Source organism: Sporolactobacillus mangiferae (assembly GCF_023336505.1).
GTDB lineage: Bacteria > Bacillota > Bacilli > Bacillales > Sporolactobacillaceae > Sporolactobacillus > Sporolactobacillus mangiferae.
Genome location: NZ_JAMAST010000019.1, coordinates 1 through 25,598, shown reverse-complemented (window position 1 = coordinate 25,598; position 25,598 = coordinate 1). Strand labels below are relative to the sequence as shown.

At 45.6% G+C, this 25,598-nt stretch carries 28 protein-coding genes and 3 riboswitches; of the genes, 22 read left to right on the top strand and 6 right to left on the bottom strand.

Annotation, left to right across the window (positions count from 1 at the left end; all coding sequences use genetic code 11):
- The first annotated feature begins 89 nt into the window (after positions 1–89).
- Entirely contained in the window at positions 90–866 is a 777-nt protein-coding gene (locus tag M3N64_RS12140) for an SGNH/GDSL hydrolase family protein (protein WP_249102647.1), read from the top strand.
- A 252-nt stretch (positions 867–1,118) separates the two neighbouring features.
- Here M3N64_RS12140 and M3N64_RS12135 read toward each other — a convergent pair whose 3' ends face one another.
- The 3 genes from M3N64_RS12135 to M3N64_RS12125 all read right to left on the bottom strand — a co-directional run bounded on the left by M3N64_RS12135 (position 1,119) and on the right by M3N64_RS12125 (position 4,597).
- A complete protein-coding gene (locus tag M3N64_RS12135; protein WP_249102645.1) occupies positions 1,119–2,276 on the bottom strand; it encodes a glycerate kinase in 1,158 nt (385 codons plus the stop codon).
- 172 nt (positions 2,277–2,448) lie between these two features.
- On the bottom strand, positions 2,449–3,708 hold the full coding sequence (locus tag M3N64_RS12130; RefSeq protein WP_249102638.1) for an aminopeptidase P family protein: 1,260 nt from the start codon (positions 3,706–3,708) through the stop codon (positions 2,449–2,451).
- A 148-nt stretch (positions 3,709–3,856) separates the two neighbouring features.
- Positions 3,857–4,597, bottom strand: coding sequence for a WecB/TagA/CpsF family glycosyltransferase (locus tag M3N64_RS12125; RefSeq protein WP_249102637.1), 741 nt, complete (start codon positions 4,595–4,597; stop codon positions 3,857–3,859).
- A 303-nt stretch (positions 4,598–4,900) separates the two neighbouring features.
- Between M3N64_RS12125 and M3N64_RS12120 the strand changes: the two genes are divergently transcribed.
- Positions 4,901–5,956 carry a glycosyltransferase family 4 protein gene (locus tag M3N64_RS12120; RefSeq protein ID WP_249102635.1) on the top strand — a complete coding sequence of 352 codons (1,056 nt, stop codon included), beginning with the start codon at positions 4,901–4,903 and terminating at the stop codon, positions 5,954–5,956.
- Between the two features lie 875 nt (positions 5,957–6,831).
- Positions 6,832–7,101: a hypothetical protein gene (locus M3N64_RS12115; protein ID WP_249102633.1), complete on the top strand. Its 270-nt coding sequence runs from the start codon at positions 6,832–6,834 to the stop codon at positions 7,099–7,101.
- A gap of 167 nt (positions 7,102–7,268) precedes the next feature.
- On the opposite strand, the gene M3N64_RS12110 is transcribed toward M3N64_RS12115, so the two are convergent.
- Together M3N64_RS12110 and M3N64_RS12105 are read right to left on the bottom strand one after the other, a co-directional pair.
- Positions 7,269–8,393 carry an LCP family protein gene (locus M3N64_RS12110; protein WP_249102632.1) on the bottom strand — a complete coding sequence of 375 codons (1,125 nt, stop codon included), beginning with the start codon at positions 8,391–8,393 and terminating at the stop codon, positions 7,269–7,271.
- Between the two features lie 605 nt (positions 8,394–8,998).
- On the bottom strand, positions 8,999–9,652 hold the full coding sequence (locus tag M3N64_RS12105) for a YigZ family protein (RefSeq protein WP_249102630.1): 654 nt from the start codon (positions 9,650–9,652) through the stop codon (positions 8,999–9,001).
- A 770-nt stretch (positions 9,653–10,422) separates the two neighbouring features.
- Here M3N64_RS12105 and M3N64_RS12100 point away from each other — a divergent pair.
- From M3N64_RS12100 to M3N64_RS12085, 4 genes are all read left to right on the top strand, one after another.
- A complete protein-coding gene (locus tag M3N64_RS12100) occupies positions 10,423–11,589 on the top strand; it encodes a sensor histidine kinase (RefSeq protein ID WP_249102626.1) in 1,167 nt (388 codons plus the stop codon).
- A gap of 124 nt (positions 11,590–11,713) precedes the next feature.
- Complete coding sequence (locus tag M3N64_RS12095; protein WP_249102690.1) at positions 11,714–12,418, top strand: response regulator; 705 nt, start codon at positions 11,714–11,716, stop codon at positions 12,416–12,418.
- A gap of 303 nt (positions 12,419–12,721) precedes the next feature.
- Positions 12,722–14,176: an ATP-dependent helicase ComFA gene (locus M3N64_RS12090; RefSeq protein ID WP_249102625.1), complete on the top strand. Its 1,455-nt coding sequence runs from the start codon at positions 12,722–12,724 to the stop codon at positions 14,174–14,176.
- A 1-nt stretch (position 14,177) separates the two neighbouring features.
- Positions 14,178–14,939 carry a ComF family protein gene (locus M3N64_RS12085; protein ID WP_249102623.1) on the top strand — a complete coding sequence of 254 codons (762 nt, stop codon included), beginning with the start codon at positions 14,178–14,180 and terminating at the stop codon, positions 14,937–14,939.
- 83 nt (positions 14,940–15,022) lie between these two features.
- On the opposite strand, the gene M3N64_RS12080 is transcribed toward M3N64_RS12085, so the two are convergent.
- Positions 15,023–15,250, bottom strand: a complete 228-nt coding sequence (locus M3N64_RS12080) for a hypothetical protein (protein WP_249102622.1) — start codon at positions 15,248–15,250, stop codon at positions 15,023–15,025.
- A 371-nt stretch (positions 15,251–15,621) separates the two neighbouring features.
- Between M3N64_RS12080 and M3N64_RS12075 the strand changes: the two genes are divergently transcribed.
- From M3N64_RS12075 to M3N64_RS12005, 15 genes are all read left to right on the top strand, one after another.
- Entirely contained in the window at positions 15,622–16,032 is a 411-nt protein-coding gene (locus M3N64_RS12075; RefSeq protein ID WP_249102621.1) for a TIGR03826 family flagellar region protein, read from the top strand.
- 66 nt (positions 16,033–16,098) lie between these two features.
- Positions 16,099–16,368 (top strand): flagellar biosynthesis anti-sigma factor FlgM, encoded by a 270-nt coding sequence (flgM, locus tag M3N64_RS12070; RefSeq protein ID WP_249102620.1) that lies wholly within the window; start codon positions 16,099–16,101, stop codon positions 16,366–16,368.
- Positions 16,369–16,381: 13 nt separating this feature from the next.
- Complete coding sequence (locus M3N64_RS12065; RefSeq protein WP_249102619.1) at positions 16,382–16,870, top strand: flagellar protein FlgN; 489 nt, start codon at positions 16,382–16,384, stop codon at positions 16,868–16,870.
- 20 nt (positions 16,871–16,890) lie between these two features.
- Positions 16,891–18,369 carry a flagellar hook-associated protein FlgK gene (flgK, locus tag M3N64_RS12060; protein ID WP_249102618.1) on the top strand — a complete coding sequence of 493 codons (1,479 nt, stop codon included), beginning with the start codon at positions 16,891–16,893 and terminating at the stop codon, positions 18,367–18,369.
- A gap of 6 nt (positions 18,370–18,375) precedes the next feature.
- The gene (gene flgL, locus M3N64_RS12055) at positions 18,376–19,272 is read left to right on the top strand and encodes a flagellar hook-associated protein FlgL (RefSeq protein WP_249102617.1); all 897 of its coding nucleotides are present in this window, start codon (positions 18,376–18,378) and stop codon (positions 19,270–19,272) included.
- A gap of 40 nt (positions 19,273–19,312) precedes the next feature.
- On the top strand, positions 19,313–19,903 hold the full coding sequence (locus M3N64_RS12050) for a DUF6470 family protein (RefSeq protein ID WP_249102615.1): 591 nt from the start codon (positions 19,313–19,315) through the stop codon (positions 19,901–19,903).
- Positions 19,890–20,351 (top strand): flagellar assembly protein FliW, encoded by a 462-nt coding sequence (gene fliW, locus M3N64_RS12045; protein WP_249102613.1) that lies wholly within the window; start codon positions 19,890–19,892, stop codon positions 20,349–20,351. The genes M3N64_RS12050 and fliW overlap by 14 nt, the downstream gene beginning before the upstream one ends.
- Before the next feature lie 3 nt (positions 20,352–20,354).
- The gene (gene csrA, locus M3N64_RS12040) at positions 20,355–20,597 is read left to right on the top strand and encodes a carbon storage regulator CsrA (protein ID WP_249102611.1); all 243 of its coding nucleotides are present in this window, start codon (positions 20,355–20,357) and stop codon (positions 20,595–20,597) included.
- 502 nt (positions 20,598–21,099) lie between these two features.
- Positions 21,100–21,183, top strand: a riboswitch (cyclic di-GMP riboswitch).
- 76 nt (positions 21,184–21,259) lie between these two features.
- Positions 21,260–21,994, top strand: coding sequence for an EAL domain-containing protein (locus M3N64_RS12035; protein WP_249102609.1), 735 nt, complete (start codon positions 21,260–21,262; stop codon positions 21,992–21,994).
- The gene (locus M3N64_RS12030) at positions 21,987–22,556 is read left to right on the top strand and encodes a PilZ domain-containing protein (protein WP_249102608.1); all 570 of its coding nucleotides are present in this window, start codon (positions 21,987–21,989) and stop codon (positions 22,554–22,556) included. Before M3N64_RS12035 ends, M3N64_RS12030 begins: the two co-directional genes overlap by 8 nt.
- 111 nt (positions 22,557–22,667) lie before the next feature.
- A complete protein-coding gene (locus M3N64_RS12025) occupies positions 22,668–22,934 on the top strand; it encodes a LysR family transcriptional regulator (RefSeq protein ID WP_249102606.1) in 267 nt (88 codons plus the stop codon).
- A gap of 282 nt (positions 22,935–23,216) precedes the next feature.
- Positions 23,217–23,555, top strand: a complete 339-nt coding sequence (locus M3N64_RS12020; protein ID WP_249102604.1) for a hypothetical protein — start codon at positions 23,217–23,219, stop codon at positions 23,553–23,555.
- 337 nt (positions 23,556–23,892) lie between these two features.
- Positions 23,893–24,198 carry a LysR family transcriptional regulator gene (locus M3N64_RS12015; RefSeq protein WP_249102603.1) on the top strand — a complete coding sequence of 102 codons (306 nt, stop codon included), beginning with the start codon at positions 23,893–23,895 and terminating at the stop codon, positions 24,196–24,198.
- Between the two features lie 48 nt (positions 24,199–24,246).
- Positions 24,247–24,349: riboswitch (SAM riboswitch) on the top strand.
- Positions 24,350–24,432: 83 nt separating this feature from the next.
- Positions 24,433–24,528, top strand: a riboswitch (SAM riboswitch).
- A 12-nt stretch (positions 24,529–24,540) separates the two neighbouring features.
- A complete protein-coding gene (locus M3N64_RS12010) occupies positions 24,541–24,882 on the top strand; it encodes a hypothetical protein (protein WP_249102602.1) in 342 nt (113 codons plus the stop codon).
- Between the two features lie 239 nt (positions 24,883–25,121).
- Positions 25,122–25,358: a hypothetical protein gene (locus tag M3N64_RS12005; protein ID WP_249102596.1), complete on the top strand. Its 237-nt coding sequence runs from the start codon at positions 25,122–25,124 to the stop codon at positions 25,356–25,358.
- Positions 25,359–25,598: the final 240 nt, after the last annotated feature.

Here is a 25,598-nt window from a genome sequence, read left to right as displayed (position 1 = left end):
CATCCGGCCCTCTTAATCGATATAGTAATTGTATGAATCTATTTTTATCATACATCGTACATAATGCAGAAAACTGAGGGTGGGCAGATGTGAAACGTATATGGCTTATTATCGTCACAATTCTTTGCCTTTCGAGTTTGATCGGAGGCAGGCTGTACTGGAATCATAAAGTGAATGAAGTGAAAAAAGCAAGCCAGCAGGGACAGATAGATGCCTCGAATATTGACGAAACGGGCAGCGGCCAGAGTTTTTCAGATCGGATTAAAAAGTTGCCGAAAGCACTGCGCAGTGCGGCGCAGAATGCCAATCGGGAAAATGGGCAGGTACGTGTTGCTTTGCTTGGAACGAGCAATGAGGAGCAGCTTGCGCCTCTGCTTCAGCAAAGACTTGATCAGACCTTTGGTGAAGCATTTTTTAAGGTTACTGCAAAAAACTTGGGAAAAACCACTTCACTTGCTCTGAATCGCGCTAAGATCGCGGATCTTGTACAAAGTGCTGATGGAAAACCGGATCTGGTTATTTTTACACCGCTTGTTTACAATGACGATCGTCAGGTAAGTACGGCTGATACACGGACAGCGGCATTGATTCTGGAGAAAAAAGTAAACGATGCCTATCCTAAAGCATCATTTCTTGTGAATCTGCCAAACTACTCTTCTAATAAGGCATATATGAATGACCGCATTGACGAATTAAGTGCCTTTATTCGGAAGCAGGACTTGCCGTTGCTTGATTATCTGTCCGACTGGCCGGATGGTGCGAAGAGAGCAGATGTTGTTAAAGAGGATGGGGAGACAATGAATGCCTCCGGACAAAAAATCTGGATCGATTACGTCAGCAAGCAATGGGGACTGAACAAATCATAAACAGTAATCAAGGTGTGTCTCAAAGCCATTTTTATTGGCGGATGGACCACCTTTTTTGTTTCTACTATAAGAAAGTATATAAAATTTAAGGAACATAGTATAAGCGGTCCGAAAAAACGCCGCGTCCTGCGGCTTATCGGACATTAGGCCGTCCATGGCCGCGCAACGGCGGCTTCGCCCGTGCCAAAGGTTCGGCAAAGCCAAGTTTTCTAATGTTCACCTGGATACCCTGCATGCAGGTATCCAGGTGAATTAAAATGATTGGCCGTAGCCGGCAAGCTGCCAAAGACGCGCGGTATTCGCAGCCGTTCGGATTAAATTAAATCGCGCATGGTGCAGTGCCTGATCAAGAGAAACCGGACCGGGAACAATCGGCAGCAGTGCGTCTATGCCATGATCATATACAGCCTCGCAGCCTTCCCCCAGTGATCCTGCCAATGCAATAACCGGAAGATGTGCCCTTTTGGCGCATTGTGCGACTCCGACAGGGGTTTTCCCAAAAACAGTCTGCCCGTCAATTTTTCCTTCACCCGTAATGACCAGTGCAGCATCCGCCATTTTTTGTTCTAATCCAGATTCTTTAATGACTAAGTCAATGCCCGGCCGAATGGAGCTTTTTAAAAAGAAAAGGGCTCCTGCACCAAGACCACCAGCTGCTCCGCTGCCTGGAGGGGAATTAATATCAATGTGATAGTCGCGCGCTACAATCCGTGCAAAGCGGGTGAGTGCCTGATCAAGCAGGCGAACCATGTCCGGGGTTGCACCTTTTTGCGGCCCGAACACTGCAGATGCGCCCTCAGGTCCGGTTAAAGGATTGGTGACGTCCGTAGCGGCCTCAACACGCACATGATTCAACCGCTGGTCCATCCGCGATAAGTCGATCGTTTCCAGATGGATCAACGAAGCTCCGCCTTCAGACAATTCATTTCCACCGTTATCAAGAAGGCGGGCACCAAGCGCCTGTGCCATGCCGCATCCGCCATCATTCGTCGCACTGCCGCCTAATCCGAGAATTATATGGTTTGCCCCATGATCCAATGCGGAGCGAATTAATTCACCGACACCGTATGTGGTTGCATGAAGCGGATCGCGGGATTCGGGGCCTGTTTTCTCGATTCCCGCTGCCGCAGACATTTCAATCACGGCCGTGTGTCCATGATTGATCAGTCCATAGAACGCTGCGGTAGGGGTGCCCAGCGGACCGGTTACTGTCTGGGTGATGATTTCACCGTGAAGCGCGTCAACAAGGGCACGCACCGTCCCTTCGCCGCCGTCAGCCATCGGAACAAGCACATACTCGGCATTCGGCCATACTTGTCTCAGGCCGTCGCGGATCGCCTCAGCAGCTTCAAGGGCGGTCAGGCTCTCCTTAAATGAATCAGGCGCAATGACAATTTTACGTATTTTCATCCATGGTCCCGCCTTTTCGTTAGCGTCGTTTTCATTGTAACAGATGGGCAGATCATATGTCAGAACGAAGCAGATATGCTGCTTCTCTTGAAATAGAAAAAGGATGTCTCAGCGTCATAAAAGACTTCTGAGGCACCCGCACAGGATTCATTATGAGTCGTTGCCCGGACCATTAAAGATCAGAATGGCCGCCCGCCATGAAATTTTCTATTTCTTCCGTAGTGCGCGGCAGACCGGTTGTTAATACCTCTGCGCCTGTGTCTGTAATCAGCAGATCATCTTCAATACGAATGCCAATGCTTTCTTCAGGGATATAGAGTCCGGGTTCGTTTGTGATCACTTCGCCGGGAACGAGCTCCATCTCACGATATGGGCCGACATCGTGAGTATCCAGACCAAGTGAGTGACTGACACTGTGGAAGTAGTATTTGCGCAACTCCTCAGGCGTTCTGATCAATCCGATTTTTGACAGCTCTTCAGTATAGAACTGGATTGTGAAGTTGTTCAGGTCTTTAAAGGCAATCCCAGGCTTCGCCATTTTTGTCACTTCCTGATTGCAGCGCAGGACGATGTCATAAATGGTTTTCTGGCGCGGGGTAAAGCGGCCGTTTATCGGGAATGTATAACTGATGTCCCCATTGTACAGTTGATACTGGGCACCAAGATCGAGAAGCACAAGATCACCGTTTTCGGCTGTTCCCGTATTTGCCGAATAATGAAGCACCGTTCCGTTAAAACCGCTTGCGAGAATAGTAGGAAAAGCAAATTCGGTACATCCGCGGCTCTTCAGAACGAAGTTGAAGTAGGCTTCAAGTTCATACTCCTTCATGCCCGGTTTTGCATTGGCAAGCACATATTTAATTCCGTCTGCAGTAATTTTTCCAGCTTCGCGGATCAAGTCAATTTCTTCAGCCGTTTTGACCACTCGAAAACGTGAAAGAACAGGATATAAATTATGAATGGTTAAATAAGGGTAGATAACAGCAGCCTCGGATGCGAATTTATTCGAAGGTTTTGCCGTGAATTCCCATGATTTCGCCTCAAGATCGACATAGAGATGCTGATACACACGATTGTCAAACTGGCCGCGTACATAGCTCTCAAACTTATCAAGCAATTCAATGTTCTGAATGCCGGAAGCTTCCTGAGCCTCATTTGGTGTAATCGTTTCACCGACCCAGCGCGCCATCCACGGATCCGCACGTTCAATAAACAGTGTTTCTTCAATTTTTCCATTAAATTTTGCCGCGGCAAAGATCACCTTTGGTTCTGCAATGCCGGTCATGTAATAAAAATTCCGGTTCGGATAGAACGGATAACTTTCATCAGCGGACTGGTGTGCCGCTTCGCCGGCAAAAAGAACGGTCAGCGATTGATCCTCAAGGGATTCATACAGTTTCTTCCGGTTCTGAATAAAAAAATTCTGTTCCATGCAGATCCTTCCTTCGTCAGTAAGTTCATCCTCTATTATTCTAGCATTAACCTTGTAAAAAAGGGGGGGATATGAATACTGTTGCTAAATCTCTCCGCTCATTTCTCATCAGTAACCGAAATATCATGTCACGGCAGAGCAATGAATCTTAGTGGCGGCTGCTCCACTTCAGCCAAAGTACTTTTGCGAAAAATTGCGCATGGCCGACAACATTGCGCTTCCACATCCGCTGCGGTTCCAGTGCCATTCGGAACAGCCATTCCAGGTTCAGACGGCGCATCAGCTTAGGTGCACGTGGTTTTGTCTCGGAGGCAAAATCGAAAAAACCGCCAACAGCGATACGTACCAGTGGAGCGAGCGCATGCGTATTCCGGTCAATAAACTTTTCCTGAAGCGGCATGCCCATGCCCACGAGCAGGACGTCGGCTCCGGACTGATTAATTTCCGCGATGATTTGCTCGTCTGAGTCAAAATAGCCATCATGGATGCCGGCAATGTGCAGATGCGTGTGCTTCTCTGATAGTTTCTGCGCGGCTGCCCGGACAACCTTTGGCGCGGCACCGAGCAGATAAACCGACCAGTGATTTCTGGCACATTGATCGAGAAGCACGGGAATCAGATCCGTACCGTTTAAATTCTCACGGAGACGGATTCCCCACAATTTTGCGCCGAGCTTGATTCCGATCCCGTCATTAAGTAAATAGTCCGCGCGGTTCAGCACTTCATTATACTCCGGGTCTTTTTGAGCAATATTAAATCCATGATCATTAAGAAAATAGAGATTCATGGGTTGATGACGGTTCATATTTTGGGAAAACAGGGCCGCGAATTCCCGCTTTGTCTGAAAATCATTCATATAGAGTGTGCCTACTTGTTTTTTTTCATGCATTGCCATTCCATCCTTTAACGTGCAGATATGATATATAGTTCTCGAATATGCGTTGTTTATTTCAGTTGATCATCAGCAAAAAGAGTGACCTGGAATCATCAAAAAAATCCCGATTTTGATCAACAGCCCATTCAATATTGTAAACTAATTTTAACGGATTGTGTTGACCGTTAAAATATTGTAAAGTTTTTAGGCACGTTGTCTTTACATTGTGGTATAATTTCGATTAAGAAAGTTTGCAAGTCTGCCTGTGTTTATCTGGCAGCGCAAATCTGAATCTATTGATAAGGGCGGGACTGAAAGATGGTCTATGTGACATTCTTGATCTGTTTTCTTGCTGCGGTTGCTTTGACGCCGCTTGTCAGGAAATTAGCGATTCGTATCGGTGCGACCGATCTTCCGAACGCCCGCAAAGTTCATCAGACAATTATGCCGCGAATGGGCGGGCTGGCTATTTATCTGGCTTTTCTTGCAGGAATGCTGATCCTGTGGCCGGACAGCAGCTTTACACTGCCGCTTCTAATAGGCAGCGTCATCATTATTTTGACTGGTGTTCTGGATGACCTGTATTCTCTGTCCCCAAAAGTGAAGATTGTTGCTCATTTTTTTGCTGCTCTGGTTATTGTGCAGAGCGGCATTCAGGTTTCTTTCATCAATCTTCCGTTCAATGGGGTACTGCATTTATATTGGCTCAGTGTTCCGCTCACACTGCTGTGGATTATGGGCATTACCAATGCGATCAATCTGATCGACGGTCTTGACGGACTTGCCGTTGGTGTTTCAAGCATTGTCCTGCTGACGATGGCTGGACTGTCTCTGATCCAGGGCAATATGTTCGTCTTTACAGTCAGCACACTCTTACTGGGCAGCGCGCTCGGCTTTCTTCCTTACAATTTTCATCCGGCGAAGATTTTCATGGGCGATACGGGCAGTTATTTTCTCGGATATGTCATTTCGGTGCTTGCGCTGCTCGGATTTAAGAATGTGACCCTGTTTTCTCTTGTTGTACCGATCATCATTCTGGCAGTTCCCATTTCAGATACACTGTTCGCTATTATTCGCCGACTGGTCAATCGAAAGCCACTGACGGCACCCGACAAATCACATTTGCATCACTGTCTGCTGCGTTATGGATTTACGCAGAGGCAGACCGTAGTCCTCATTTACGGCATGAGTGCGATGTTCGCGCTGGCCGCGATCCTGTTCTCAACCTCCACTTTGCTCGGCTCGCTGATCATTATTATCAGTGTGATGCTGATCATTGAATTGGTAGTGGAAGGCGTAGGGCTTGTCAGCGCAAATTACAAACCGCTTCTTAATGCATACAAGCGGATCCTGGGACTGGCAAAAGTCAAATAATGAATGTTTTCACTGTCTGAAATTAATGAACGAATAATAGTGAAAATATATATTGAAGAAACGGTTCTTTATGAGCCGTTTTTTTTGTACTATAAGAAAGTTTAGATTTTAGCTAAGCATAAAAAGAGTGTAGACCAGACACGAAAGTGCGCTGGCGCCAGCGGAACGTTCCTTTTGATCAGGTGCCAGCATGATCCCGCAGATTCCAGTTTGCCCGAGGAAGCTCGCGGCGCGCCAATGGCAAGTGAGCAACTACTGAAGCGCCGATTCAGTAACATAAAGACACGAACCCATGACATGTGGCTGGAGATTAAGGACCAGGCATGCCCGTGGAGGTTCCTGGACTCCTCGCGGCAAACGAGCGGATCGATGGCAAAGAACCGGGCGTAGCCCTGTTTTCCTGTTATTTTCGATAGAAGCATTCATTTTCGTTATTGTGAAAATTGTAACAATATGTGAATGTAAAATATGGAAAAAACACCGATGTAAGTAGTAAGCCTTATTTCCTTAGTCTGATCATTTTATGGGTGATAAATGCATAACTGAAACGGTCTCTTTGGATGAGAGAATGGCTGAAGAATCTCCCTTTTTGTGAAAGATGAAGACCGTCACGTAAGACGAAAAAACAACAGTGGAGCTTAACTGCAGCAAAAAACATGAGCGCGCACAATGGGGAGTATTATTGAAATGGCCGAGAATGCTGGTTATGCCACAAACTTTTAAGCGTTTTTCCCGTTAAATAATTATTATATGCAAAAATATGTTTGAAGTGCATGGATACAGTCAATTTAATTAATGTAAGAAAAGATTATGGATAATTAAGTAGCCCCATGATGACGGCTTCAAGTACAGAAGAATCAGGGGAGGAAGTTACAATGAGAAAAAAGGTTGTCATGATTAAATTTCTGGATCGAAAAAGAGCCGTCTGGTATAAGACAGATGAACTTTTCATTATCTGCCATAAACGACATTTTAAGAAAAAGGCTCTCATCAGGATTGATCAGGAGCCATACATTGTCATCGATGATCATTTGTATTTACGTGTTTGCCGATTAACCGATTATTATCCGTGTAAATATATCAGTGCAAATGAAAGAAAGTCTGATATTGAGCAGGCTTTTTCTATACAATCGCTGAGCGGATAATCACGATCACGTACAGTGAATAAAAAAGCACCTGATCTAAATGCACTTGCTTTAGATCAGATACTTTTTTTACAAGATAGAATTCAGATAAATTTTGTGAATGTGCGACGGCGTCTTCGCGCTCACCAAAGACTGGGCGTCATCCATTTTTAATGGTGATTCCTTTTTCATTGATTGCTTGCGCTGCCGGATGAATCATTTACGATACCTGAAGAATCTTCATCCGCAGTTGCTGGTGCCGTACTGCTGCTTTCCCCATCATCACTGCTCTCGGAAGCTGTTGAATAATTTAATTGCTGTTTCAGTTCATCCCGCACTTGATTCAAATAATCTTCGTCAAGCGCATAATAATAGACACCGGAACTCATGTCGTCGGTACCTTTCAATTGCAGTGAATCGATCTTGGATAGTGAGCCGGCATAGCGGCGCAGGCTGAGCAATTGCCCAAAAGTCAGATTGGTTTCAAAATTATTGTCAAGCGAATCAATAACCTTGCTGTACTTGGTCACTGAGGACAAAGTTGCACTCTTTTTAACGATCGCCTCGATCATGGCCATCTGACGTTTTCCGCGTCCGAAATCACCGCCTGATCCTGGAGATTTTCGGTTGCGGACCAGTGCAAGTGCCTGCTCACCGTTGAGCAGCTGTTTGCCCGGTTCAAGTACAACGGCATCCTTACCCTTCTTATCGTTGCTGTTCTGCGTCACCAGTTTTACCGGAACGTCCATCTCAACACCGCCAAGTGCATTAATAATTTTTATAAATGCCTTGAAGTCGACTTGAACATAATAATCCACCGGTACTTTAAAGAGATTTTCAACCGTGGCGATTGTATAGTCAGCACCCTGATTATTGTTTGCGTCACCATACGCATGCGCATGCGTGATTTTGGAAAAGCCGTAATCATGTGTGCGGGTTGGATCAACGATCTGTACTTTGGAATCACGAGGAATGCTGACCATATGCACCTGATTGGACTCATGATTAAAGGTTGCGAGCACAAGTGCATCGGAACGGCTCGGCTCGTTTTTTCGTTTGTCGATTCCGATAAACAGGATAGAAAAATCATCCTTAACCGGATCTACTTTTTCCGCGCGAAGATCTGACTTGCTGCCACGTGCCAGTTTATTTTGCGCATTTGAAGTTACATTTTCGAGCTTTTTTGATAAATAATATCCATATGCCGCGCCACTCCCGACCAGCAGGAGAAATACCGATATAACAATCCAGACGATTATTTTCCGCTTAGTATGTTTTTTGCTTTTTCGAGTCTCTGTTCTGCTTAGTGCCATCTTTGACGTATTCTCCTCCGGGTTTTTAGTCTTTCACAGATAGGCGCCAGTTTTTTAGAAAGTATATGATTACTCAATAATAAACCAAAAAAAGTATCACGTCTGTGCATCAAAGCCGAGATGCAAGACCGCCAGCGATATGCATCCAACAGGCATAAATCAATAAATCATGATAGAGAAGGAACTCTCGCTGGTTGTAAAAGAAACTTCTACTAACAATGTAAGGAAATTTCGCTAAGGTCGCATACGTCCTGTATGCAACGCGAAAGCCATCACGTCCTGTGAAAGTACGCTCTGTGAAAATAGGACCGGGAGCTTTTTGCCCGGTTTTTCTAATATTATTAAAAAAGTTTAAAGTCTTCAGCGGATTATAGTATAAGTGCGGTGGCCTCTTTGCCTTCGCCAGAGACTTGGTAAAGCCAAGTTTTCTTATAAAACAATCCGACCGTTGCTTAATTAATAGACCGTTGGTCATATTCACAGGCAATAGTCTTATTTTATCGAAGTCCGTCTGTTCCATCAATGTAATTCAGTGTATTTTCGGCAAAATTCGCAAAATAATTGTATATATCTGTTTCTTGTGTCTCCGTAAATTTACGGGCCAGTCAGTTTTCGCCTGTGGACGGTAACGCTTCCTGCACATATAATTCGCGTTTCTTTTCGATTTCTGCCTGACCGTTCGTCAAATTGGTCATGAATTCAATAAACGCTGAGTGATCCTTCTGGTCTGTTAACAGATCAAAAGTCACTTTGTCGCTGTAGCCGATGCTCTTGACGGTATAAGGAGATTCACGCAGCTTGTTCTCCAGCATGCCGCTCTGATGGTAGTCAACGGTGACAGTCCATTGTTCCGAAGGCACTTGCCTGATGATCCCTGCCTTGTTTAACCCGGCACTTGTTGAATGGGCATATGCACGGATTAAACCACCGGTACCCAGTTTTGTCCCGCCAAAATAGCGAGTGATAATGACAAGCACGTTGCAGATGCTGCGTTGCTTCAGTACTTCAAGCATTGGTGCACCAGCCGTACCGCTAGGTTCGCCGTCGTCGCTTGCTTTTTGAATTTCCTGTTTCTTTCCTATGATATAGGCAAAGCAATTATGATTTGCTTTCCAGTGTTCCTTGCGAACGCTTTCGATCCATTGTACCGCTTCTGTTTCGCTCTCCACGGGATATACAGAGGAAATAAAGCGTGATTTTTTAATCTCAGATTCTGCTTTGGCAACAGATCGGACGGTAAGATAAGTCATGAGTGTCATGAATGTTCCCTCTCTTTCCCATTTCGGTTAAGTGCTTCGGGTTGATGGCAGAAAAAGACGCGAGGGTCCAGAAACGTGCAATTTTCCACTTTTACTTACTTTCGACAGGTCTATTGACTGTTTCGTCCGTAGGCGAGAAAAAACTGGAATATTAGAAAACTTGCCTTCGGTGAGCCATCGGCGAAAGCGAAGGCATAGTTGCACTTACACTAAATTCCACTAAATCTTTTATTTTTTCATATTTGTGTTAGAAAACTTGCCATCGGTGAGCCATCGGCGAAAGCGAAGGCATAGTTGCACTTACACTAAATTCCACTAAATCTTTTATCTTTTCAAATTTGTGTTAGAAAACTTGCCTTCAGCGACCGCGGATGCTTCGTGCTTTTGTGTCCTGAGACGGCTTCATGATGAAATGGCGCTAATCGTTGTATCAACGCTGTAAAATCTTATACTTCTTATAGTACATGGAAAATCCATCTTAAAATAGGTCCAAATAATCGGATATTTATTCATAGCGCTTTGACGGCGAAGCGCATCATGGTAACATTTACACTTGCTATCTGATTTTTGTTCATCAACAATGGGTATAGATAAGCATTAACTTTTCACTATGTCGAATTTGCTAGATTTAAAATGTGGAACAGGAGCAATGGCTTCCGCATTTGAAAATTTGTTCTTTATTAATTAGTGCGAAATACCCATACACAGATAGGCACAATGCGGGTAGCACGTCTGAAACAGTTCGGCTACAGTTATGATGGAGGGAAATTATGTCAGCCAGTAAACCTGTTGATCTGGATGTCAAGCATCTTGATCTGATTATCAATAATATGATTGATAATGTGAGCGACAGTAAAACTCAGATTTTCGAGATCGGCGAAGAATCACGAAAAGAGTATGACGCACTGGTTAAAGAACTCCAATTGGTCAAACAGGAATTGAACGGAATTATTGATCGAAGCGACACACTTGAGATTGAAGCAAGAAAATCGAGAGGACAGTTAGCCGAGATCAGTAAGGCGTTTACCCGGTATGGCGAGGAAGATATTCGCCATGCCTATGAGAACGCGAATTCAATTCAGAATGAACTGTCCATCGTGCGCGAGATGGAACGGCAGATGAAAAAAAGAAGAAATGAGCTCGAACGCCGCCTCGTTCAATTGCAGGCCACCATTCAGAAAGCAGAGACATTGGTCGGGCAAGTGACTGTTGTCCTGAACTATCTGACAAGTGACCTGAAACAAGTAGGCGAGGTGATCGCAAGCGCAAGGGAGCAGCGCGCGTTCGGGCTCAAGGTAATCGAAGCACTAGAAGAAGAACGGAAGAGGCTGTCGCGTGAAATTCATGATGGTCCGGCTCAGACATTGGCACAGGTTCTGATGGGGCTGGATGTTGTTGAACGTGTTGGCAAAAAAGAAGGTATGGCAGCTTCACATGCCGAATTGCAGAAGTATCGGGTAATGGTTCAGGGAGCACTTGCCGAGGTACGCAGAATTATCTACGACTTGCGCCCAATGAGCCTGGATGATCTCGGACTTGTTCCAACGCTGCAGAAATATCTTCATCGCGTAAATGGTGACTATCCTTCTGTACACATCAACTTTAACTGTGTCGGAGAAGATAAACGGCTGCAATCGAGAATTGAAGCCGCATTATTCCGGTTAGTGCAGGAAGCGGTGCAGAATGCATGCATCCATGCGAAACCGTCGGTCATCAACATAAGGATTGAATACCGAAAAGATAAAGTACTGATTCTTGTTAAGGATGATGGAATTGGCTTCGACATGACAGAGACAAAAGAAGGCAGCTATGGCCTGGTTGGCATGAGGGAGCGAACCGAATTGCTGAACGGTGAGCTGATGATCCACTCGGCAATGGGGAAGGGGACCAAAGTGCTGGTTCATATCCCGCTTCAGAGTGAAGACATACTTGAATAATGCGGCAACGAGAAAGGCAGACAGGGTCAATCCCGGACGCTGTCTGCATCGACAGAAAAAAAGAGAGGTGAAAAACTGCTGCGGCACGGGATCAGCGGTGACGCTTGTCAGACAGCAGAGAATTGTGACAAATGTTCGGCCTAAAGTGACAACGATTGCACTGATTGATGACCATCGTCTTTTTCGGGAAGGCGTAAAAAGAATATTGGATATGGAAACCGATTTTGAAGTCGTTGCTGAAGGCGATGATGGAAGTACTGCAGAAAAATTAATTGAGGAATCCAATCCTGATGTCGTGCTTATGGATATCAATATGCCAAAATTAAATGGCGTTGAAGCAACAAGGCAGCTGATTAAAAATCATCCCGGCCTGAAGGTGATCATCCTTTCAATCCACGATGATGAAAGCTATGTGACCCACGTGCTCAAATCGGGTGCGCTCGGCTATCTGCTCAAAGAGATGGATGCAGATTCAATGATTGATGCTGTGCGGATCGTTGCACAGGGCGGCGCATACATACACCCGAAAGTGACACACAATTTAGTCAATGAATTTCGGAGACTGGCGACACAAGGGTACTCCACTGAACTTTCCGGATTTCGGGATCTGGAGTACCGTCCGCCCCTGCACATTCTGACTCATCGCGAATGCGAAGTATTGCAGCTGATGGCGGATGGAAAAAGCAACCGGGCAATCGGCGAATATTTGTATATCAGTGAAAAAACAGTGAAGAACCACGTCAGCAACATTTTACAGAAAATGAGTGTTGAGGATCGCACCCAGGCTGTAGTTGAAGCGATTAAGAACGGCTGGGTAAAAATATATTAAATCAAGTCATGATGAACCGCGTGCAGACCACGCGGTTTTTTAATAGGATTATAAGTGCGGCGGCTTCGCCCGTGTCAAAGGCCTGGCAAAGCCAAGTTTCTAATGCTGAAATAAAAATTCACATGATTTTTGAAGGATTCAAGCAGCAGATGTCGAATAGTAACTAAGAGTACAATTTTCTCTCAATGTGCTTGATTTTCCTCATTTTTATGTACGCTGTTTTTTTCGACATGCAAAATCCTCAATTCTTGCCCCTTTTTTGTTTTTAAAAAGTCCTCACTCATTCTCCGAAAGAAGGTAGGTATGCCTATGCTTTTGCTTTCCCGTAAATCCGTACCCACACCAAATGATTTTACGGAAGTGCAGCATGCGCTGCATGGGCGGGAGTTTCGCGCTGAAGAGCTCCCGTTTCCCGAAAAGCGTCTTAAGGAATACGTGAATGCCGGTTATGTCTCCGTCCGCCACGGCATCATCCCCTTGAATGAAAACATTTTTGATCTATTAACTGGAAAGAAAAAATGGTTGTGTGTCCGCTGCGGCAACCGTGAACAGGAGTCATTTGCTGTCTGTAGCTGTGCCAGATGCGGGAGCAAATGTGTTTACTGCCGGCATTGCCTGACAATGGGCATTGTGCGTGCATGCACAAAACTGGTCACATGGTGCGGCCCTGTGCCGGAACTGAGACTGCCTGAAGATGTCTTAATCGGGCGGCCGCTGTGCCACTGGAAGGGCAGCTTGTCCTCTGATCAGCAGAAAGCCGCGGAGGCGTTGCTTCAGGCTCTTGAAGCGCGCGAATCTTTTCTGATCTGGGCGGTTGCCGGAGCAGGCAAAACCGAAATCATTTATTCGGCACTGGAACAACAGCTGAAAAAAGGGCATCGGGTGGTTCTGGCCACGCCACGAACGGATGTGGTGCGTGAATTATTGCCGCGTATCCGTGCGGCATTTCCGGATATCCCAGTCAGTGGGCTTTATGCTGGCAGTAAGGAAACGATTCCCGATGCGCCGCTGGTAATCTCAACCGCACATCAGCTGATTCGTAGTGCCAATCGATTTGACTGCGTTTTCATCGATGAAGTGGATGCATTTCCTTATCATTTTGATGCGATGCTTGACTATGCTGTACGGAAAGCCGCAAAACCGAACGCGCCTTTTATCTTTTTGACAGCAACACCTCCGGACATTCTGAAAAATGCGTACTTATCAGGAAAACTGCGTGGCGTCATGCTTGCGCGCCGCTATCACGGTTATCCGCTTCCCGTTCCACGCTTTCAATGGATCGGGAACGGGGCGCACGCTGCATGCAAGGGCTGGCTTCCTTATCCGCTCAGTCTTTGGCTAAGAGAGAGAATCACGCAGAAACGGCAGGCGTTTATCTTTGTTCCGTCCATAGCGCTCGTTCATGAACTGACGGAACTTCTGCAGCGTTCCGGGTACACGCGTATTGCCGGAGTTCATGCTGACGATCCGCATCGCCATGAGAAGCTGGCCGATTTTCGCGAGGGCAGGTTGGCCGCTCTTGTGACCACAACGATTCTTGAACGCGGGGTAACGGTTCCTGGTGTTGAAGTCGCTGTATTCGGCGCTGATGATCGGGTATTCGATGATCGTGCGCTTGTTCAGATTTCCGGGCGCGTCGGTCGATCTGGTGATTGTCCCAGGGGTGACGTTGTCTTTTTTCATAATGGAAAAACGCTGGCCATGATTCGTGCACGCAGACAGATTGAGCAGATGAACCGTGCCGGAGGATTTAAGTAGAATGCGCTGTTTATTTTGCGGAGCTGATTTTTTAAAACCCCTGACTTTTCAAACCGTGTTCGTTTTAGATGATACACCGTCCTTCTGTGATACATGCCGCGGACGTCTGGCCGCGATTGCGCCGGATGCATGCTGCCGATGCTGTGGGCGGGATCTTTCTCTGCTTGAGTCGACCGCCGTTAAACATCACATTTGCCAGGATTGCATCTGGTGGAAGCATAGTGGACGAAATGGTCTATATGGGACGAATAATGCATTGTTCAGTTATAATCCATTGATTAAGGAAATGATCACGCGCTTTAAATTTCGTGGAGACACTGCTTTGGCGGCCGGCTTTGCATGTGACCTGAGATGTGCCTTTCACCGGATCGTGAAGAAAGGAAGTACCTGGCGGCAGAGGCTTTTCATGACGGACAGCTCACAATTTGTGATCATCCCCATTCCCGTGAGCGCGCATCGGCTTCGGGAACGCGGCTTCAACCAGGCAGAAGTGCTCGCCGAACTGATTGGGCCCCCCATTGTGCAGGGGCTTGTGCGCGAGAAGCACGAAATGAAGCAGAGCAAGAAAAATCGACGTCAGCGTCTGGCCTCCCGTGAATCTCCATTTCAATTAAACAAAGAGTGCATCCATCTGCTGGAAAATAAAAAAATACTGCTCATTGATGATATCTATACGACGGGTGTAACCATGCGTCTGGCTGCGCACACATTGATTCCAGCCCATCCCTTAAGCGTCGATTCGCTTACCTTGATTCACGGCTGAAAACTAAAATCTTTCCATGATTGGCCAATTATGGTGGATTCGGTAGACACATCGAGCTTCAACATTAGCAGGCGCTGCCTTCTTCATTGAGGGCGGTGCCTGTTTTTCGGTGCGCGAGTCAGTACAGAGCCGGCGGTCATGGGAAACAGACCGATACAATATGCAAAGAGACCGATACAATTAAGGAACAGACCGATAAACTCCCAAAACAGACCGATACAATTCAGAAACAGACCGATAATGTACGAGCTCGCCCTGGTTTCCGCCCCATGTTCGATCCCGATCCCTGCGTTCAGCTTTGTGAATATCATAAATTTAGTGTGCTGCAGTAGCTGATTGCTTGTTTTTCCATCTATTCCCGTGCTTTAATAAGAGCGAGCGGCCTATAGTTATGAATTCTGCCCGCTCCTTTCAATGCCGGTTATGCGGATAAACTTGATTTAAGATCATTCAGTACGAAGTTTTCGTTTCTCACGGTGAAAAGGCCCGCATTTTTTACGAATGAGTCGCCCGTGCGCATAACAACTGATTTTTTCATATGGTCAGGTTTGTTCGGCACATGAAGTGATTCTTCCAGATGACGAATAGGTAAACTGTTTGCCTAAAACTTACCGATTCCATACCGATAATAAAGTCAGATTCAGATTACAGCAGAATGTTTTACAGATGAGGAGGAATCCCGTTGCCAGAACTCGAAAATTGTAAAGGATGCGGTCGGCTGTTCGTCCGTGTTTCCTCTCCTTATTGTCCTGATTGCCTGAAAGAACAGGAAAAAATGTTTGAAATCGTTTATAAATTTATACGCCGGCAGGAGAACAGGACCGCCACGGTGCCACAGGTTCACGAAGCAACCGGTGTCAAAACCGAGTTGATCTATCAATGGATTCGTGAGGGACGTCTCGAAACGACCGTGTTTCCGAATCTTGGTTATCCATGCCGTTCATGCGGGAAATTAATTCAAACAGGGACACTGTGCGACGATTGCAGAGGAAAATTAGAACGGGACATTGAAAGTAACCGGAGACAAAAGAAAATCATTGAGGAAATCAGAGGAAAGACATACCATACGGAAAGGCACGTGCGGCGGAATTAAATAATTTTCCGCAGATGCCGATATAAAATGTGGAAAGCATAATCCTCTGGAGATGAGGTGAGTATATTGAAAATCAGTGGATACGGATCTGTACAGGCCTACTCAAGTGCCTACCAGACAGCAGCCGGTTCAGGTGAACAGCCTGCAAAACCAGCGAAGACAGATGACAGACTTGAAATATCAACGGCCGCGAAAAGGCTTCAGGGGTCCCATAAATTCGATGAAACACGGAATGAAAAAATAGAGCAGCTGAAGTCGCAGATTGAGAACGGAACTTATGAGGTTCCGGCTCAGAACATTGCGGAAAAAATGTACCACTATTGGAACAGGCAATGAGAGGTGAGCAGGCATGACCGTTGCACACATGAAATCAATACTGAAAACGATGACCGAGGAACATGATGCGTTGCTCAGACTTGCCGATTTAAAAAAGGAAGCAATAAAAAACGGTGATGTGCAGTCAGTCGACAGAATGACCAGGGAAGAGACGGTACTTGTTGACCGATTGCGCCGGCTTGAAGAAGAGCGTTCAGCTGTGATTCAGGAAGATCTTGGTTCATCGCACGCAAATGCAACGTTCACTGAGTGGTCACAGGCGGTGATGGACGCAAAAGAACGCGAGGAATGGCAGACTATTTATTTAGCGCTGGCGAGCCGCGTTTATGCATTGAAACAGGCAAATACCCTGAATCAGCAGTTGCTGCACGATTCGCTGATATGGGTCAGACTCAATCTCAGCCTGTTCGGACCGAAAAAAAAGCTGGGCAATTATGATAATCCAAGACATGAGCATGCGGCGTCTCCAGGCTTTGGCGGACGCATTGATTCACGAACATAATCAGGCGGAGGTGCTGATCGGTGATTCCGATTTTTTCAAGTTTAAATATGATGCAGCGGGCGCTGCAAGTGACGCAGACGTCCATTCAGACAACAGGTCACAATATATCCAATGCAAACACCGACGGTTATTCCCGCCAGCGCGTTAATCTGGCGACATGGCTGCCTTATCCAAGCATTGGTATCAATGCTGCAAGAGGAGCAGGTCAAATCGGAACAGGTGTGATTGATGAATCCATTACCCGGATCCGTGATCAGTTCGTGGATCTTCAGGTCCGGGACAATACGAATCTGAATGGCTATTGGAGCACCATCAGCGATGCATACAGTCAGATGGAAGATATCATTAATGAACCGACGGATACGGGAATTTCAGCGACGCTTGACGATTTCTGGAGCGCACTTCAGGATCTTGGAAGTGACACAGATTCAACAGGTACGGTTGTGCTGCAAAAGGGAGCTGCACTGGCGGACACGTTCAATTATATTTCGCAGTCGCTTGGCAAGGTGCAGGACAACCTGAACAGTCAGATCACGGAAAATGTTGATCTGGTGAACCAGTATGCGGATCAGATTAACACGTTAAATCAGGAAATCGAAAAGCAGGAGGCCAACGGAGAGCTTCCAAATGATTTATATGATAAACGCGATGCACTGGTTGATAAATTGTCGGAAATCGTGAACGTCAAAGTATCGACTGACAAAAGCGGTGGCAATCCTTCGAAACTCGCTGAGGGCAAGTATTCCATTGAGATTGTTAATGGTGATGGGGCTTCTTATGATCCGCCTGCGCAATTGGTGGATGGTGCTAACCTGACGACAACGCATCTGGATGATCCGGAGATCACAGGGGCAGATACAACGAGCCCTTCAGTCACCATTTCAATGGCGGGCCAATCGCTCACCGGTTTCTCCGGCAAACTTCAGGGGCTGGTTGACGCTTATACAACGGACTATCCAAGTGTGCTGAAGAGTTTGGACAATATGGCGAGTACACTGGCTGCAGAATTTAATAACGCCTATGCAACTACTGAAGGATCAGTCTCTTCGGGAATCACAGAATTTTTCCAGGGTGAAGGCGGTTCCGTCACCGCGGCCAATATTCATGTTAATGAAGATCTGACAGGCAATGACATTACGGCAAACAAGAACGGTTCACCGACCGGCGACAACAGCGGAGCGACCGCGATGGCGGATGTGATTGCAAGCAATACTTACGATGTTGACGGCAATGGGGATGACCCGGTTACACTGAAAAAATATTTGGAGAGTCTTGTCGGGCAAATCGGCGTTAATGCTCAATCGGCCAATCAATTCAAGAGCAATTCCGAGACAACACTTGAGGCAGCGCAGAATCGGCGCATGTCCGTCAGCGGCGTGTCAACAGATGAGGAATTAACGAACTTAATCCAGTTTCAGCATACGTACAGCGCTTCAGCGAGAGTGGTCACCACACTTGACTCGCTGCTGGATACGCTGATCAATAAGATGGGGAGCTGATCATTGATGCGTGTGACACAGGGAATGATGAGTAACAATATTTTGCAGGATATTTCGAATGGATACAGTAAAATTTCTGATTATCAGAATCAGCTGTCGACCGGAAAGAAGATCAGCCGGCCGTCTCAGGATCCGATTGTTGCCTCCATGGGCGTTGCCTATCGCACTGATGTCAGTCATGTCGAGCAATATAAGAGAAATGTAACCAGCGCCACTAAATGGCTGGACAGTTCCGATGACGCGCTGCAGCAGGCGAATGATGTGCTGACGAAGATCCGTGAACTGACGAATGAGGCAAGCAATGGCACACAGACTGCAGATGAACGGAAGGCGATCGCCACGGAAGTTGATCAGCTGACGCAGCAGCTGGTGACTTTAGGGAACACGAAGGTTGGCAATCAATATATTTTCAGCGGCAGTAATTCCGATCAGCCTTTATTGACGGAAGAAGCAGACGGAACGATTACGGCAAATGCTGAAGCTCTGGCCAATCCCGATTACAGCGTAGCAGTTAATGACGGTGTTCAAATGACCATCAATGTTGACCCCAATACGGTGTTTACGGAAGGGTTGTTTAATGATTTGAATAATTTAAAATCTGATTTAGAATCCGGAACGGCGGATGAAAGTCAGATTAGCGGTTATCTGGATACAATTGACACGCATTTAACTGAGATCATCAATGCGCAGGCAGATCTGGGTGCCAAAACGAACCGCGTTGAACTGATCAGCAGCCGTCTGGACCAGCAGAAAACGGTGGCCACCAAAGTAATGTCCAGCAATGAGGATGCAGATTATGCAGAGACACTGGTTAACCTCAATCAACAGCAGAATGTGTTTAACGCGTCCCTTTCCGTCGGTGCAAGAATCATACAGACCTCGCTTGTCGACTTCTTACAATAATGGTGCGCGGCAGGGTCTCATGTGAGATGGTGATATTATGATGAGTACAGATCCTCATCTGGAGATGCATCAAGTATTCGGCAGAATTTCAATCCAGACACAGAAGGCTGCGCTGACGATCCATCAGCCGAAGGCGACGCAGACGATTGAGCAGCCCAAAGCGGAGATGACCGTTGAGCGCAAGCCTGCACAGGTTCGAATTGATCAGACAGAAGCATGGCATAATCTTAATCTGAAATCGGCTCGAGTACGTGTTGCAGAAGCAGCAGATGCTGGAAAACAGGCGGTTCTGGAAGGAATTGCGCGACGGGCAAGAGACGGAAATGAGCTTTTGCATATCGAACGTAATAAAGGGAAAAATTTAATTGCCAAGCAGGCGGCTGACCATGTAGAATTAAGTGTGATCGGTACTCACTATGAAACAGGCAGTACCCCGCTTTTTCAGGCCGTTCGCTATGATGTTGTGCCTGGAAGTCTTAAGATTAACTGGCAGACACACAAGCCGATTGTACGCGCAGAACCGCAGGCTCCCGAATATGCCTTTCAACCCGGACAGGTGACGATTTCGATGGAACGTTATCCTTCGCTTGACATTCAGGCAGTCGGATTGTATGTGGATGAGAAAGGATAGTCGCGACAAAATGATGATTCAGACGAAGTATTTTGGAAAACAGGAAATCACAGAAACGGATATTGTTCGGTTTTCATCCGGCATTCCCGGTTTTGTGCAGAATAAACAGTATGTCATTCAGCCGTTTGGCGAACTGTTTTCCGTTCTCCAGTCAGTGAATGAAGCACATGTTGCGTTCATCATTACTTCTCCGTTTTTTTATTTTAAGGACTACAGTGTTGATCTTCCCGATCATTTTATTGATCAGTTACATATTCAGTCGCACGAGGATGTGACGGTCTGGGTCATTGTCAGTGTGCGGCAGCCTTTTTCGCAGTCAACGGTTAATCTTAGAGCACCGATCATTATTAATATTAAGGACAGAATCGGCAAACAATATATTCCGGAGCGATCCGGTTATTCACTCCGGACGCCGATTAACGCAAACCTTCAGGAAAAGAAGGTGTGACCGATGCTTATTCTGACGCGAAAAAAAGGTGAATCGATTCAAATCGGCGATACCATTGAAGTGAAAGTCGTTGCGGTCTCCGGTGACCAGGTCAAGTTGGGCATTTCGGCACCACGGGAAATTGACGTCAATCGTGGCGAAATTTATGAGGCTATCCAAAAAGAAAACAGCGATGCGGCAAGCAGTGCACTTTCGGACGAAATGCTTGATATCATGAAAAAAATGAAAACCGATCCTCCCCAATGAACACGGACCTGCCGTGTTTCTTTTTTTGTACTCTTGAATTTACACTTTAAGTGCGACGGCGTCTTTGCCTTCGCCAGAGGCTTGGCAAAGCCAGGTTATCTAAGCCCTTTTGAATCCTTCAGCAAGCAAAGTTATGTAAGCAGTCTGTATCTTTCACAAACAAACAAATAAGCCAGTCCATAGTGAAAAAGTCCCGCTCTCAGCAACAAAGCAGTTGCCTGGCTGGGCGTTCTGGCGAAGACTGGCGAAACCTCGCAAATGCTGTTTTCCCGACAATGCACGCAGAATCAGATTTTTAAATCCCTATCGGAAGCTCTGAGGTGCATCCCCTGTATTTGTTTTCCATCCTTATGAATTTGAATTTTGATACTCTATTTTTACAATTTTTGAACTTATTTTCTCTGATTTTCTGATAGAAAAGTTTTATATCGAGATAAAATAGGTCTAAAGAACTTGAATCTTAAGAACTACTATGTAAGAATGTACATACACTAAATCTATTCAATCGAAATGGCACTCCTATTGAAAAGTAGGGTCGCAAAGCTACGGGCCTAAGGTGAGGAACTATGGCGGCCGGGTTGCCGAATGGAAGCGGATACAATCATGCCTGACTTCCACATTTATTCGGTGCGTCGTTTTGTTGAACAAAGAGGCGAGGAATCATGTGGTTTTTTCGTTTACTCCAAAGTGAGCGTTTTTTTCATCATTATCAGCCAATTGTTAATTTGCAGACTTCAGAGGTTGAAGGTTATGAGGCACTCTTTCGCTCCAAAAACTTTCGTGATCCGAAAAATGCCTACACAGCGGCGATTCGGAAAAATCGGCTTTTCGAACTTGATGTCCATTCGATACAAAAAGCCATACATATGTTTGCGCGTCATGGGCCCGTAAAAAAGGGCAGGAAGCTGTTTCTGAATGTGTATCCGTCAACGATCATGCATGAAGATTTTTCCTCTTTTATGCTCCAGATGATTGAACGTTATGCTCTTCCCGCTGGCCAGATCGTTCTGGAAATTGTTGAGCACGAGAAAATAACCGATTTCAATTCAATGTCAGATACACTCCGATTTCTGCAGCAAATGGGTATTATGATTGCTGTGGACGATTTTGGCAAGGGTTCGGACGATATTAACCGAACCATCGAAATCGACACGGATTACATTAAACTTGATCGCTATTTTTCAGTCGATCTGCTCCGTTCCAGAAAGAAGCAAGCCTATGTCATGTTTCTTGTGCATTACTGTCACCAGTTTAATGTCAAACTGATCTTTGAAGGATTGGAGACAGCGAATGATATTGGCTGCGCGCAAAGACTGGGCGTTCTCTATGCTCAGGGATACGCGCTCGGGAAGCCGCAGCACATATCGAAGATATCGAGGAGTGATGAGCATGTCTGACAATACAATTCTGATGACAGGTGTAATCATTGAAGGACTGTTTTGGGCGGCTGTGCTTGGCGCGTTTATCATTCATTATCGTAGAAATTTACAAAAGAATCACGAACTGATCACGGAACTCAGAGAAAAAGCAAATGCCGCAGAAAAAGTGATCGGTATGAACAGCAAAGAAAAGCGACGTCATTATCGTCTTAAACTGGAAGACCAGAAATGCACGGTGCGGGTCATTGATTTCGGAGATCAGGCGCTGCAACGCCTGAACAATAAATCATTTGATGTCGAAATGTGCGATATCAGCCAGAGCGGAATGAAGATCAGATGCTCCATTAATTTTCCAATCAGAGAGAAAGTGCTTTTAATCCTGTCGTTCAAAAAAAAGGATGGTACCCTGATCAGAGTCAGGGGGAGCGTCATGCGCAAGGAAATGAAACACGACTGTGACACAGTGGATTACGGGATTCAGTTTGTTAGTTTAACAGCAAAGGAAGAAACGGAAATACAGTCGTTTATCAATCAGAAAGAACTGGCTAAAAAAGTGCTGAGATCAGCTTCCTACCGTTAATTTTTTTGAATTATGGATCTTCATTGCTCGACGCTCCAAATAGAAAATGCTCAGATAAAAAACATGGCATTTCGGAACATCCATTGAAATGACAGAAAGAGGCGATGTACGATGAGCATTGAACAAATCGAGACCTTTCTTGCTGTAGTCAGGCATAATGGTTTTCGCCATGCTTCGCGTAAACTTTTTCTCACGCAACCTTCAGTGAGCATGCGGATTCAAATGCTTGAGAAAGAATTAAATGCTTCGCTGTTTATTCGTAAAGGACGAAAAATTGCTCTGTCCGATCAGGGGAAAGCGCTCCTCCCGTATGCCGAAAATATTCTTCATATATACCGGGAAGCCGTGCGCGCGCTTCGAACGCATTCAATTCACTAGATAAGAAGTATATTTTGACAGATCATGCAGTTCACGTTAAAATAAGAAAAAATTCATGGAGGCTGACGAAAATGATGAGAATCGGTGATCAGGGTCATTTGCCTGTTTATTTTTCAAATGATTGTGAAAGGTAACTATTTTCCGATTCTTATCGTATGATGGACAAATACATTTTTTTCGTCAGAATTGCGGTTAGAGATGGTCGCATTCTCAGACACCTGTCGCTATCGGCAACGAGTGCGTACGAAAAAAGATCAAGCAGACAAAAGGAGGATGCAATACGTGATGAATCATCTGATGAATGCCAAAATCGATGACTATCTGGACCTGTACCTCTTCGCCGCGAAAATGAATGATCATGCCTGGCAAAAGGAGATCAAAGAGAATCTGGCTGCTTTTATCAAAGAAAATGCTGATCTCGAACGTCGGCGATTAAGTGATCTGCGTGTGCAGCTTGGCTATGTCAATCGCCGAATCCTCGGTTTGTATCAGCAATTGCGCCAGCGCAATGCCGCCCTCACCGAATCGATGAAAAATGAACTGTATGCGCTCAAACAGCGCCGTCTGGAGCTGGAAGCTGAGCTTGGTCAGATCAGAGAGAAAAATCGCCGTATCGGCTGAGTCGTTAAAACAAAACGGTCGCCCCCCGAATAAAGGGAGCGGCCGTTTTTCGTTTCCTGTATTATTTTCGCCTGTTTCATGAACACTTTGGCAACGTGAAAGTTCAATTCTCATTCTTCTGCTGCACGGGTTTTCCTCAATCCGCCACCGTTTGGACATGAAATCGCCCTATAACACATAAAACATATAAATATAATATGAATAATCATTGACGACTTCTTTTGAAGGTCGTAAAATCTAAACCAACCAATGTTTGTGACATTTCGTTCATAAAACGACGCGTCAGACAGGTGCAGTTTTCGAATCTGGGAAGGCAAAAAAAGGATCGTGATAAGTCATGACCATTGATCAATTAAAAACCTTCTTGATGGTCGCGAAATGCCTCAGCTATCACGCCGCGTCCAGGCAGCTCTTTCTTTCGCAGCCTTCAGTGACTTCACGTATTCAAGCTCTGGAAAGGGAGTTGAATGTCACGCTTTTTGATCGCAGCAACCAGCATGTTCGTCTGACTGAAGAAGGGCGGAAGATGGTGCCGATAGCGAAGCGGATGGTCAATATGTACAATAGGGCACGAGCGACTTTATCGCCGGCTCCGTTATCAAAACAGAGACCAATAAAATCCGATAAGAAAACTAACGATTAATCTATTGACAAACTTAATCAAATGCGTTAAGTTTTAAACAATAAAATAATCTTATCGAGAGTGGTGGAGGGACTGGCCCTATGAAACCCGACAACCAACACATTTATGTGCATGGTGTTAATTCCAGCAGATCTATTCTGAGAGATAAGAAAAATAATGCGGACGGCTACAGCGGTTATTTTTCCAAATCTTACGGAAAAATGCCGCTTTTCATTTTGAAAAGATGCCGGATCATTCTTATCGAGAGAGGCGGAGGGACCGGCCCTATGAAGTTTCAGCAACGGGCGATGAAAAAGCAGCACCGTGCTAATTCCGGAATGAAGATAAGAAGGGGTATTTTAAATGTTCACAAGGATGAAGAATACGCAAATTGATGATTGTCTGGATCTGTATTTACTGGCAAAAAGACTTCGTGATTCTGAATGGCAGGAAGAGATTAGACTGAAGCTGGCCGGATTGACTGGCGGGACTGACAAACACGGACAGGAGACAGAGCGAGCACTTCAAGAACAATTTGTATCCGTGAACCGCCGAATTCTCTATCTGTACCGTCAAATCCGGGAATTGAACGGTAGGGCAACAGACCAGATGAGTGCGGAACTGTTTGCGTTAAAACATCGCCGAATCGAGCTGGGGAAGGAAATTGATCGGTTAAAACTTCAGAACCCAAGTGTCTGTAAATGAATAACGTGAAAAATAAGAGTTTAACTCATATGTGATAGAAATTTTCTATCACTCTATCTTCAGAAATGGGCGTGAGACTAGTAAATCGCGCCCTGTTTGACGTTCGCTTTTTTTAGCGAAGGGTTGAACGACTTTGAAGCGGGCACTTTTTCATGGTAAATTAAGGATGCGGGAAAGATTGTCCACCGACTCACAGCGGCGAACAACGCTCCTCAAAACAAATCATGGAGGGATTTACTATGGAAAAGATGGACATGATGAACAAATCAATGATGATGCCGATGAGCATGATGATGATGATGGAAATGAATAAGATGATGAGCCAGATGAAATGCATGCAGATGATGATGGAACGAATGTCGAGCATGGACATGATGGATGACAAGATGATGAACAAGGATGAAATGATGAGCTGTATGCACAAATGTGATGAAATGATGACCAAAATGATGGACATGATGGGTAAGATGAACTGATCGAGAGCTCTTTTTTTCAGGTTCTCATGACTGAACACATAAAAGGCAGCAAAAACGTTTCACTTCTGTTTTTGCTGCCTCTTCTTTAATGCTATAAGAAAATTTAAAACTCAGCGGATGATCGTATAAGTGCGACGGCGGCTTCGCCCTGCCAAAAGCTTGGCGAAGCTAAAGACATTTCTTAGATCATTGCTGATTTTCTATCTGGGAAGTGCGTGACGATGCGTTTGTCTTAGAAGG